7 protein-coding genes and 3 tRNA genes are annotated in these 11939 nt (G+C 70.1%); 2 read left to right on the plus strand and 8 right to left on the minus strand.

What is annotated here, in order from left to right; all coding sequences use genetic code 11:
• Nucleotides 1-240 precede the first annotated feature (240 nt).
• A complete protein-coding gene (bldC, locus tag ACFVKT_RS13765) occupies nucleotides 241-447 on the plus strand; it encodes a developmental transcriptional regulator BldC (protein ID WP_003949541.1) in 207 nt (68 codons plus the stop codon).
• A gap of 391 nt (nucleotides 448-838) precedes the next feature.
• Here bldC and ACFVKT_RS13770 read toward each other — a convergent pair whose 3' ends face one another.
• The 6 genes from ACFVKT_RS13770 to ACFVKT_RS13795 form a co-directional block, all read right to left on the minus strand.
• Nucleotides 839-1075 carry a DUF6274 family protein gene (locus ACFVKT_RS13770; RefSeq protein ID WP_385730884.1) on the minus strand — a complete coding sequence of 79 codons (237 nt, stop codon included), beginning with the start codon at nucleotides 1073-1075 and terminating at the stop codon, nucleotides 839-841.
• 150 nt (nucleotides 1076-1225) lie between these two features.
• Nucleotides 1226-1300, minus strand: a tRNA-Asp gene (locus tag ACFVKT_RS13775).
• Between the two features lie 96 nt (nucleotides 1301-1396).
• The gene (hrpA, locus tag ACFVKT_RS13780) at nucleotides 1397-5374 is read right to left on the minus strand and encodes an ATP-dependent RNA helicase HrpA (RefSeq protein WP_385730886.1); all 3978 of its coding nucleotides are present in this window, start codon (nucleotides 5372-5374) and stop codon (nucleotides 1397-1399) included.
• Between the two features lie 117 nt (nucleotides 5375-5491).
• A tRNA-Phe gene (locus ACFVKT_RS13785) sits at nucleotides 5492-5565 on the minus strand.
• 24 nt (nucleotides 5566-5589) lie between these two features.
• Nucleotides 5590-5664 (minus strand) — tRNA-Asp (locus tag ACFVKT_RS13790).
• A gap of 208 nt (nucleotides 5665-5872) precedes the next feature.
• The gene (locus ACFVKT_RS13795; protein ID WP_385730888.1) at nucleotides 5873-6904 is read right to left on the minus strand and encodes a hypothetical protein; all 1032 of its coding nucleotides are present in this window, start codon (nucleotides 6902-6904) and stop codon (nucleotides 5873-5875) included.
• Between the two features lie 246 nt (nucleotides 6905-7150).
• Between ACFVKT_RS13795 and ACFVKT_RS13800 the strand changes: the two genes are divergently transcribed.
• Complete coding sequence (locus tag ACFVKT_RS13800) at nucleotides 7151-8353, plus strand: DUF418 domain-containing protein (protein ID WP_385730889.1); 1203 nt, start codon at nucleotides 7151-7153, stop codon at nucleotides 8351-8353.
• Nucleotides 8354-8427: 74 nt separating this feature from the next.
• Here ACFVKT_RS13800 and ACFVKT_RS13805 read toward each other — a convergent pair whose 3' ends face one another.
• On the minus strand, nucleotides 8428-10257 hold the full coding sequence (locus tag ACFVKT_RS13805; RefSeq protein WP_385730891.1) for a TraM recognition domain-containing protein: 1830 nt from the start codon (nucleotides 10255-10257) through the stop codon (nucleotides 8428-8430).
• Nucleotides 10258-10382: 125 nt separating this feature from the next.
• The gene (locus tag ACFVKT_RS13810; RefSeq protein ID WP_384378683.1) at nucleotides 10383-11849 is read right to left on the minus strand and encodes an ATP/GTP-binding protein; all 1467 of its coding nucleotides are present in this window, start codon (nucleotides 11847-11849) and stop codon (nucleotides 10383-10385) included.
• Between the last annotated feature and the right edge of the window lie 90 nt (nucleotides 11850-11939).

Here is an 11939-nt window from a genome sequence, read left to right on the forward strand (position 1 = left end):
GCGGCGTGACTGTCCGCTATGGCATGGTCCATCGGCTTCCGTCGCTGATGAACACCTGGGAGGGCAATTCCATCGGTTTGGCCGACGTGGCTGGACGGATGGTGTAGTTGTAGTGCCGAGGACAAGCCGTTCGTCCTATAACCGACTCGGCCCGCGTCCGCCATTTCGGGCAACGCGGGTCAAGGTGCAGAATTTAGAGGAATGAACCGAGAAGGTTCGGTTCTCCCGAGGAGGCCGCTCATGACCGCTCGCACCCCTGATGCCGAGCCGCTGCTGACCCCGGCTGAGGTCGCCACGATGTTCCGCGTGGACCCGAAGACGGTCACGCGGTGGGCGAAGGCCGGCAAGCTCACGTCCATCCGCACGCTCGGCGGGCACCGCCGCTACCGCGAAGCTGAGGTCCGCGCGCTACTCGCGGGTATCCCGCAGCAGCGCAGCGAGGCCTGAACAAGCGCATAGCCGGGCATTTCGGTAGGTCCCCCAATCTGCCGTAGCGCCCGAACCACAGCTCCAAGCGACGCGGGTCCTGCCCCAACGGGACTCACGCCCGACCCAATTACACAAGCGACAAGGGTGCGTCGTAGATCGCGCTGGACTCCGCCGGGTCCAGCGCGATCTTTTTTGTGTGCTGATTGTGGGTGGCGTGGGGGGTCTGTGCGTGGGCTTGTCGGACTCTGGGGAGGCGTGTCGGATCTCCTGTGGGCGCCTTGGCCGGGTGGTGCAATTGCACATATTAAATTGACCAGTTGTAGGTGAGGTGTAAGTTCCGCTGTTTCAAAAACTTATGCGGTGACACCCGTCACATGCCACAGTCCTTGTCGCCCGTACCGCTTCTGCGCTAAGGGAGTTGAGGCTCCGCGGCGGCTTCGTCCGCGGGGGCGCCCTCGAAGGCTTCGTAGTCCTCGTAGCCCTCGTGGCCCTCGGTGTACTCCTCGCCGTAAGGGGCGGGTTCCATGGCCAGCCGGAGCAGCCGGTGGCAGATCGCGCAGTGGCGCGTCAGGTGGCGGTACCCGGAGGCCGCCGACAGATGGGCGCGGAGCAGCGCGCGCGTCTCGTGCCGGGCGGATGCCGCCATACACACCTCCAGGGGGCCTCACGGGGGCGAGGGCCCTGGTTTCTGGGTACCGGCGGAATGTGACGACGTCAAGACATACGCCTCGACGTGGGACCCGGCTCCGGGTACGCGAAAGGCCCGGAGCCGAAGCTCCGGGCCTTTCGTTCACTGCGGTCCTGACGGGATTTGAACCCGCGGCCTCCACCTTGACAGGGTGGCGAGCACTCCAAACTGCTCCACAGGACCAGGTTTCGCAGCCACTTGGTTCTGCGCTGGGCTGCGAAAAGAGACTGTACAGGAGGGGCGGGCCCGGGGTCGAACTCACCCACCGTACATACGCCGTTACGGGGCCAGCGTGTCGATCGCCTTCACGATCCGCTTGTCGGAGACGGGGTACGCCGTGCCGAGCGCGTGGGCGAAATAGCTGACGCGGAGCTCCTCGATCATCCAGCGGATGTCCAGGACCTGCCGCGGGACCGGCCGGCCCTGCGGAAGCTGCTCCAGGAGCCAGGCGTACTCGTCCTGCATCTCGTGGACCTTCTCCATGCGGGAGGTGTCCCGCTGGACGTTCGTCGGCATCTGCTGGAGGCGGCGGTCGGCCGCGACCAGATAGCGCATCAGGTCCGGGAGCCGGCGCAGCCCGGTCGCGGTGACGAAGCCGGGCTTCACGAGGGCGTCCAGCTGCGTCCGTACGTCCGTGAGGTTGGCGAGCAGCGTCGGGCTCCTGGTGCCCTTCAGACGGCGCTCACAGGCCTGCCAGGCGGCGAGGACCTGCTGCACCTGGCCGACCGTGCGGACCGTCGTGTCGACGATCTCGGCGCGCACCCTGTCGTAGAGCTTGCGGTACGACTCCTCGTCCCACGCCGGTCCCCCGAAGTCCCCGATCAGCTTGTCGGCGGCGGCCGTCGCGCAGTCGTCGAACAGGGCCTGGACGGAGCCGTGCGGGTTCGCGGACAGGGCGAGCTTCTGGACGTTGGTCAGCTTGTCCGAGGCGAACTTGCCCGGGTTCACCGGGATGTTGCGCAGGATGAGGCGCCGCGTGCCCTTCCACATCGCCTGCGCCTGCTCGGCCTCCGTGTCGAAAAGCCGTACGGAGACGGTGTCGCCGTCGTCCACCAGCGCCGGGTACGCCTTGACCGGCTGGCCGGCCCTCCGGGTCTCGAAGACGCGGGTGAGCGAGCCGATCGTCCAGTCGGTCAGGCCCTTGCGTTCCAGGGACTGCCCGCCCTCGCGCTCCGCCGTGGCCGCCGCGGCCTGTGAGATCGCCTGGCGCGCCTTCGGCTTCAGCTGGAGCTTGAGTGCCTCCAGGTCCTTGTCCTCGGCGAGCTTGCGGCGCCGCTCGTCGACGATCCGGAAGGTGATCTTCAGGTGGCCGGGGACCCGGGACAGGTCGAAGTCGTCGGCGCCCACCGGAACACCGACCATGCGCTTCAGCTCGCGCGCCAGCGTCACGGGCAGCGGCTCCTGGAGGGGCACGGCCCGCTCCAGGAACTTCGTCGCGTAGTTCGGTGCGGGCACGTAATGGCGCCGGATCGGCTTCGGGAGCGAGCGGATGAGTTCGGTGACGACCTCTTCCCGCAGCCCCGGGATCTGCCAGTCGAAGCCCTCGTCCGTGACCTGGTTCAGGACGTGCAGCGGGATGTGGACGGTCACGCCGTCCGCGTCCGCGCCCGGCTCGAACTGGTAGGTCACACGGAACTTGAGCGGGCCCTGGCGCCACGAGTCGGGATAGTCGTCCTTGCTGACGTCCCCGGCCCGCTCGTTGATGAGCATCGACCGCTCGAAGTCGAGGAGTTCGGGCTCTGCGTTTTCACCGGTCCGTTTGTGCTTCCACCAGGAGTCGAAGTGCGCCCCGGACACCACGTGTTCGGGCACCCGCTGGTCGTAGAAGTCGAAGAGCGTCTCGTCGTCGACGAGGATGTCGCGGCGCCGCGCCCGGTGCTCCAACTCCTCGACCTCGGTGAGGAGTCGGCGGTTGTCGGCGAAGAACTTGTGGTGCGTACGCCAGTCGCCCTCGACGAGCGCGTTGCGGATGAAAAGCTCGCGGCTGGCCTCCGGGTCGATCCGCCCGTAGTTGACCTTGCGCTGGGCGACGATCGGTACGCCGTAGAGCGTGACCTTCTCGTACGCCATCACCGCGGCCTGGTCCTTCTCCCAGTGCGGTTCGGAGTACGTGCGCTTCAACAGGTGCTCGGCGAGCGGCTCGACCCACTCGGGCTCGATCTTCGCGTTGACGCGGGCCCACAGCCGCGAGGTCTCCACCAGCTCGGCGGACATCACGAAACGCGGGGGCTTCTTGAAGAGGGCGGAGCCCGGGAAGATCGCGAACTTGGCGCTGCGGGCGCCCAGATACTCGTTCTTGCCGGTGCTCCTCGCTCCTTCGCCCGCGGCCTCCTTCACGTCCTTCATGCCGATGTGCGAGAGGAGGCCGGCGAGCAGGGAGACATGGACGCTCTGGCCCGCCGCGTCGTCCTCGTTCAGATGGATGCCCATCTGTTTGGCGACGGTCCGCAACTGCGTGTAGATGTCCTGCCATTCGCGGATGCGCAGGAAGTTCAGATACTCCTGCTTGCACATCCGGCGGAACGCGGACGAGCCGCGCTCCTTCTGCTGCTCGCGGACGTACCGCCACAGGTTCAGATACGCGAGGAAGTCGGACGTCTCGTCCCGGAAGCGGGCGTGCTGCTGGTCCGCCTGCGTCTGCTTGTCGGCGGGGCGCTCGCGCGGGTCCTGGATGGAGAGCGCGGCGGCGATGACCATGACCTCGCGCGCGCAGCCGTTCTTGTCGGCCTCCAGGACCATCCGGGCCAGGCGCGGGTCCACGGGCAGCTGGGCGAGCTTGCGGCCGGTGTCGGTGAGCCGCTTGCGTACGTCCTTCTCGTGCGGATCCAACGCGCCCAGTTCCTGGAGGAGTTGGACGCCGTCGCGGATGTTGCGGTGGTCCGGCGGGTCGATGAAGGGGAACTTCTCGATGTCACCGAGACCGGCGGCGGTCATCTGCAGGATGACGGAGGCGAGGTTCGTACGGAGGATCTCGGCGTCCGTGAACTCCGGGCGGGCGAGGAAGTCGTCCTCGGAGTAAAGGCGGATGCAGATGCCGTCGGACGTACGGCCGCAGCGGCCCTTGCGCTGGTTGGCGCTGGCCTGCGAGACCGGCTCGATGGGCAGCCGCTGGACCTTGGTGCGGTGGCTGTAGCGGGAGATACGGGCGGTGCCCGGGTCGATGACGAACTTGATGCCCGGGACGGTGAGCGAGGTCTCGGCGACGTTGGTCGCCAGAACGATCCTGCGCCCGGTGTGCTGCTGGAAGACGCGGTGCTGCTCGGCGTGCGAGAGGCGCGCGTAGAGGGGGAGGACCTCGGTGAAGCGGTAGTTCTTCTTCGTCAGCGCGTCCGCCGTGTCGCGGATCTCGCGCTCTCCGGAGAGGAAGACCAGGATGTCGCCCTTGCCCTCGCCCTGGAGCTCCTCGACGGCGTCGCAGATCGCGGTGATCTGGTCGCGGTCGGAGTCGTCGCCCTCCTCTTCCAGGAGCGGGCGGTAGCGGACCTCCACCGGGTACGTACGGCCGCTGACCTCGACGATCGGGGCGTCGCCGAAGTGCCGGGAGAAGCGCTCCGGGTCGATGGTCGCGGAGGTGATGACGACCTTGAGGTCCGGCCGCTTGGGGAGCAGCTGGGCCAGGTATCCGAGCAGGAAGTCGATGTTGAGGGACCGCTCGTGGGCCTCGTCGATGATGATCGTGTCGTACGCGCGCAGCTCGCGGTCCGTCTGGATCTCGGCGAGCAGGATGCCGTCGGTCATCAGCTTGACGAAGGTGCCGTCCGGGTTCACCTGGTCGGTGAAGCGGACCTTCCAGCCGACGGCCTCGCCGAGCGGCACGTCGAGCTCGTCCGCCACGCGCTCGGCGACGGTACGGGCGGCGATCCGGCGGGGCTGGGTGTGCCCGATCATGCCGCGGACGCCGCGGCCGAGCTCCATGCAGATCTTGGGGATCTGCGTGGTCTTACCGGAACCGGTCTCGCCGGCGACGATGACGACCTGGTGATCACGGATGGCGGCCGCGATGTCGTCCTTCTTCTGGCTGACCGGGAGCTGCTCGGGGTAGCTGATCGCGGGCACGCGGGCGCGGCGCTCGGCCATCCGGGCCTCGCCCTTGGTGACCTCGGCGTCGATTTCGGTGAGCACGGCGGACCGGGCTTCGGGCTTGCGGATCTTGCGCGCGCCTTCGAGCCTGCGCCCGAGCCGGTGCGCGTCGCGCAGGGACAGCTCGGCCAGGCGGGCGGCGAGATCGCCGAGGGCGGGGGCGGGGTGCGTAGACATACGCCGTCCAGGATCTCACCTCGGCGAAATGACTGGCGAACGCTTTTGCGTGCCGGACTGTGTGCGAGATGCGGAACGGCGAAGACCCCGCCTGTTGAGGCGGGGTCTTCGGGGAGGTGGCTGGGGCCGGGATCGAACCGGCGACCTATCGCTTTTCAGGCGATCGCTCGTACCAACTGAGCTACCCAGCCACGAAGTTCCTTGCGGAACTTCAGCGGTCCTGACGGGATTTGAACCCGCGGCCTCCACCTTGACAGGGTGGCGAGCACTCCAAACTGCTCCACAGGACCAAGCTGTTGTGTGCGGCTGCGTAAATAGTGTCGCACACGGTTTTGTGTGCTCCCAATGGCGCACACGCAGATGGTTGCAGGTCTGACCAGCGGTGTCCAATCGGTATCGGGTGACTCGTGACGGAGGGACGTTTCGGGCACCGGTGCCGGGAGAGCCGGCTCACAGGGCGCCCGATTGCCCGGGTGTGCCGCCCTCGGGGAGCCGTCGTCAGAAGCGTCGGCCGGCGTCGTCGCCGGCCAGTCGTCTCCGTAACATCTCGAACTCGACGTCCGGCGTGAACTCGGGCTCCCCGCCGTCGTTCCGGACGAGCCGGGTGAGTGTCCCCGCGTGGAACCAGTAGACGTCGGAGCTGACCGGGCCCGCGGCCTCCTTGAAGTTGGCGGCGGCGAAGACGGTCATGCCGTAGAGCGTCGGGAGCAGGGTGTCGTCGCGGGCGGGGCCGATGGGGCGGAGCGCCAGCTGGTGGCGGTTCGGCATGGCCACCAGGGCTCCGTCCGGGCCGAGGTCGCGCCCGGTGAGGTCCCGGGCCAGCTCGTCCGTCGCCAGGACGCGGCTGGAGGTGAAGAAGGAGTCCCCCGTCACCACGTCGAAGCGCATGTCCTGCGGTCCGTGCAGGACCGTGTGGGTCTCCACCGGAAGCTCACGGAGGTTGCGCAGCGCACGGATCCGCAGGTCGACGATGCCGCCCAGCGGCTCCAGCAGCTCGTCGGGGAGCGTCATCACACTCTCGTCCAGGTCCAGGGCGAGGACCTCGCACAGGCCGGGCGCGACGACGCGGGCATGGACGTACTGGGCGGGGTTCGGCTCGATGACGTCCCGCGCCACCACCCAGGGGCGCAGCCGGGCGAGGAGCTGGCCGGCCGTGAGGCGGTCCAGCGGGGACGGTCCGTCCAGCACCCGCACCAGGCGGCCGACGTGTCCGCGGATGAGCTGGGGCCACCAGCTCCGTCCGCGGGGGTCGTTGTGGCAGATCGCCGCGATGTTGCCGAGTCCGAACCGGCGCCCCGCGCTGTCGCTCACCGCGCCCGCGTGGAGGGTGACCTCAAGACCCTGCTCGGCGAAGGCCTCACGGACCTGCGCCCGGAAGTGCGCACCCTCGTCGGCGGAGAAGAAGCGGTACTCGGCGTCACAGGAGGTGTCTCGGGAGGCGTCACGGGAGGTGTGACGCGAGGCGTCACGGGAGGTGTGACGCGAGACGTCACGGCGGTCACGTTCCGGCGAGCGATGAAAGATCCACATACGGCGGCCTTCCGGTCGGGGTCGACGAGGTGATCGAGTCCCTTGCTGTCAGGGCACAACGTGAGCTGTCGCGGGAGGGTTCAAATGGTTCGGCGGCGTGTGCGCCGCCTGGGCCTACGACGCCTTGGAAGAGGCGTTCGGGGGCCGGGGCGTTCCGTGTCGCGCCGGGTGCGAGCCCTGACTGAACCGTCCCCGGACGTGTCCCGTGGTGGCCCTGCGAACCGGCACCGATCACGGAGGTCCGCCTTGCGCTTCCCGCCCCGCACACGGACACCTGCCGCCCCCGCGCCGGCGCCGGCGCTCGAGCGGACGCAGGGGCGGGACCGGCTCCGGGAGGTCGACGTCCTGCGCGGGTTCGCGCTGCTCGGCATTCTCATGGTCAACGCGCTGTTGATGGCCGGGCCGCATGTGGGGGCGGCCGGGTCACGGGCCGATGACGTGGCCGGGTGGCTCGTCACCGCCCTGGTCAGTGCCAAGTTCTATCTGCTCTTCTCCTTCCTGTTCGGCTACAGCTTCACCTTGCAGCGGGCCTCGGCCGAGCGCGCCGGAGCGGCCTTCGCGCCGCGCCACCTGCGCCGGCTGATCTGCCTGTTCCTGCTCGGTCTGGTCCACGGGGTGCTGCTGTTCTCCGGCGACGTCCTGATGATCTACGCGGTGCTGAGCCTGCCGCTGTTCGCCTGCCGGGACCTCGCCCCGCGTACGGCGGTACGGGCCGCGCTCTGGCTGGTCGCCGGTACCGCGGCCTGCCTGCTGGCCTGGGGGCTGATCACCCTTGCCTACGCCGCACCCGTGCACCCGCAGGAGGTCACGGCCGCGGTCGAGGACATGGTGGCGGCCCGGCGGGGCGATCCCGGCGAGGTCGTCGGAGACAACGTGCGCCGGCTGGGCGACGCGCTGGGCTGGAACATCGTCTACGCCGCCGACATGCTGGCGGCGTTCCTGGTGGGCCTGGCCGCGGGCCGGAGCGGGCTGCTCGCCGATCCCGGCCGCCACCGCGCGCGGCTGGTGCCGGTCATCGTCCGCTGCCTGCCGCTCGGCCTGGCCGGCAGCGTGTTCATGGCGATCTGCCGCAACGGGCCGCTGGACCCGCGCTGGTACTACGTCGGTTCGGCCGCCGGTGTGCTCACCGCTCCGGCCCTGACCGCCGCGTACGTCTGCGGTCTGCTGCTCCTGTTGCCCACCCGCCCCGGCCGGCTGATCGGCGACGCGCTGGCCCCGGCCGGCCGGCTGGCGCTGACCAACTACCTCACCCAGTCGCTGGTCATGGCCCTGTTCCTCACCGGATACGGGGCGGCCTGGTACGGGCGATTCGGCACCGTGGTGGTCCTGGGCGGCTGCCTCGTCCTGTACGCGGCTCAGCTCGCGTTCAGTCGGTGGCTGACCCGGCGCTTCCGGTACGGGCCGGCCGAGTGGGTGCTGCGGGCGGCGACGCTGGGGCGGAGGCCCTGAGGGAAGCGGGGGTCACCGGTGGGCCCGCGGGGGCCGGCAGGTGTGCTGGTTCCGCGGGTCGCTTCGGAGCCCGTTTACCTGTCGGTGCCCTTGCGCAGGGTCACCGCTTCGCGCTGCCACCGGGACAGGCCCTCGGTGATCCGGGCCCCGGGGGTGCCCGCCCATGAGCGGGCGGCCCGTTCGGTGATGGCGGCCACCTCCGCCTTGGCCGCCGCCGAGATCGGGCCCGCGTTGGGCTCCTTGTACCAGGGGCGCAGCCGGATCAGGGCGGGCCGTACGCCGGTGGCCAGGAGCAGGGCGGTGCCCTTGGGGAGGGCGCGGATCTTGTCCGCGGGCAGCACCGGGTCCAGCCGGTAGGAGTAGGAGCGGGAGGTGCCTTCCTTGCTCCGGGAGATCGACGGGGTGCGGATGTCGCGGTTGCCGACGAGCTTGGAGATCTTCTCCACGAAGTCGGCGTCGTCCAGGCCCGCGCCGAGGAGCTTGATCGTGGCCGCGCTCCACAGGGCGTCCATGCCGGCCTCGCCCCACACCCGGCTGCCCTGGCGGTAGCTCTGGAGAAGGGTGACGACGTTGATCCCGCGGGAGCCGAGGTGGCTGTAGAGGTCGGGCAGGTCGGAGATGCGGCAGACGTTGGCGGCCTCGTCGAGGACGGCCGTCATCGGCGGGTCGAGCCGCCCGCCGGTGCGCTCGGCGGCGACCACCCCGGCGCGCAGTGTCGCGTCGGCGAGACCCGCGATCACGCCCGCGGCCGAGCCGCCGCCGTCCTTGGACAGCAGGTAGAGGGTGTCCCGGCCCAGGACGTGCACGTCGGGCCTGAACTGCGGAAGGTCCGGGTCGGGCGTCACCCAGGCCACGATCTCCGGGTCGAGCAGACAGGCCACGCACTGCCGGGCGGTCTCGTAGATGCCGTCGCGGGTCTCGACCGCGCCGCGGACCGTGCCCTGCAACTGCTCGGCCATGGCGATCATGTCGACGTCCCGCAGCAGGTCCACCGGCGTGCGGTCGGCCGGGTCGGCGAGCCAGGCCAGCAGGTCGAGGACGGAGGCCTCGCCGCGGGCCGCGGCCAGGAACAGGGCGGTGAGGGTGTTCTGGGCCGCGGAGATCCAGAAGTCCTTCTTGGACTGGTCGTCGTTGACGGAGGCCACGAAGTGCCCGGCGAGGCGCCGGGCGCCCTCGATGGTGTGGCAGTCGGCGAGGATGTCCCACCACATCTCGCGGGGGGCGTGGGCGATGCCCTGCGGGTCGAAGGTCCACACCGTGCCGGCCTTCTCGCGTTCGGCGCGGGTGACGGCGTACACATCGGACTTGTTGGAGGTCAGCAGTACCGCTCCCTGGGCGCGCAGGACGCGGGGGACGGCGATGCCCGTGGACTTGCCGGCGCGCGGGGCCATCAGGTCGAGCTCGACGTCCTCGTAGGAGGAGCGCAGTTCGGGGCCGCTCGGGTCGAGGTCGCCGAGGAGGTTGCCGGTCTCGTCGGGGTGGAGGTGCTCCCGGCCCTTGAGCGAGGGGCGCAGCTCGCGGGCGCGGGCCGCGATGCCGTTCGGTGCCATGCCGGCCAACTCCCGCCGCCCGGCAAGGCCCTTGGGCCGGGAGAGGTGGCGCATGACCTGGCGTCCGGCCAGGATGCCGAGGGCCACGACGGCGGTGTAGAGCAGGCCGATCCCGGCCAGTACGCCGGTGGGTGACGCGCCCGGCCACAGCGTTCCCGGGCCGCCGGTGATGAAGGTGCCGAACGTCTTGAGGTCGAACGGCGGGGGGTTCCAGCCCGAGCCGGTCATGGCGGCGCCCAGTGACCCGCCCAGCCAGACGCCCCCGAACATCACCAGGAACCCGCCGGCCACCAGCACGATCGCCCATGGCATCAGTTCGCTGCCGTACGTCCGGCCCTTGGCGGCGTCGGTCATGGGAGGTACCTCTTCCTGGCGTCGACCGCGGCATCCGTCATGGGAAGTACCTCCTGGCGTCGGCAGCGGTGTCGTTCATGGGGAGGTACCTCCTGGCCTGGGCCGTCGCGTTCGTGGTCACGCGGTCACCTCCGGTCCGTTGCGGTTTTGGAGAGGTCGGGGAGATGTCCGTACGGGTCGTCGGGGATGTGTTCGAAGCCGCCCTCGTTGGCGGGCTTGTTCGCCACCCAGCGCTTGTTCGTGTCGTGCAGGTGCCGTTCGGTGTCGGTGATGGCGACCTGGATCGGGATGCCGGGCCGGCCACCGACCTTGATCAGGAAGCGGCCGCGGCCGGGCGGCTCCTCGCGGTCCCCGTGCGCGGCCCAGCCGGGCGGTGAGGACCAGGAGGAGACCAGGTTGATCTCCCGGCGGGACAGGCCCACGATCTGGCCGAGCTCCTCCATCTCCTGGCGCGGCAGCCCGGCGACCACCACCATTCCGGCGCGTTCGACGAAGCCGCGTGCCTTGACGCGGTCGGTGTCGCTGCCCAGCGACTCGGCGTCCTTCAGGGTGTGGGTGATCTTGGCGTCGCCGAGACCGAGGGTGCGGTTGAGGCGGGTGAGCGCGTCGATGCGGTCGACGATGCCGGAGGCCGCGCGCAGTGGCCGCCACAGCTCGTCGAGCACCGTGAAGAACCAGCGCCGGGGCGCGAGCCCGGCGTCCGCCAGGGCGTGCGAGGCGGCCACCGTGCCGAGCCCGTCGGACCAGGCCGCCAGCATCGCCGCCGCGGTGAGCTGGGTGTCGGCCTCGCCGATCCGGGAGATGTCCATGCACACGGCGGAGGAGTTGAGGTTGATGCGGGTGGAGGTCTCGGAGGCGAAGGTGTCGCCCAGCGGCCCGTCCAGGATGCCGAGGAGCGAGCGGTGCAGCGGGTCCACGGCGTCGCGGTATCGGGTCTCGTCCCCGCGGTCCAGGGTCACCGCCCGTACCCGGTCGGGTCCTTCGACGAGGATCCTCACCAGATCGGGCAGCAGCGGTGCGCGGTCCGGCGGGGTGCGCTCGCGCAGATGGTGCAGGGCGGCGGAGAGTACGGACTGCTCGTGGTCGTCCATGGGGCGGTCGCGCACGATGGTGATGAGCGCGGCGACCATGTTGAGGACGCGGCCGTGGGTCTCGGCGTGCAGCACCCGTCCGGCCTCGCCGCCGATGCGCCGGGCGGCGGCGCCCATGGCACCCGGGTCCAGGACGTTGATGCCGCCCACACCGCGCCCGATCGAGATGACCTGGCCGCCCAGGGCGCGCACGGTGTCGGCGTAGTCGGGCTTGAGGTCGCCGAGGACCAGCGGTACGACTCCGGTGGCGGCCAGCCCGATCAGCATGCGGTTGATCAGGGTGGACTTGCCGAGGCCCGGCATGCCGAGCATGAAGAGGGAGGGGTTGGAGATGTAGTGGGCGCGGGTGAACCAGGACAGCGGGTCGCCGCAGACGGTGGCCCCGGTGTAGAGGTGCTGGCCCAGCGGGACGCCGGTCATGGGCGCGCCCGAGCCCGCCGCGAACGGCCACAGTCCGCACGCCTGGACGGTGGTGGCCCGCCACATGGTCGGCGGGTCCATGTTGGCGACCTGGCCGCCGCCGGGTCCGTACCAGCCGCGCGGGGGCGCCAGTTTCTCCCTCGCCTCCCGGGGCTTCTTCCTGGCCTCCGC

The sequence above is a fragment of the Streptomyces sp. NPDC127595 genome, from assembly GCF_042671685.1.
GTDB lineage: Bacteria > Actinomycetota > Actinomycetes > Streptomycetales > Streptomycetaceae > Streptomyces.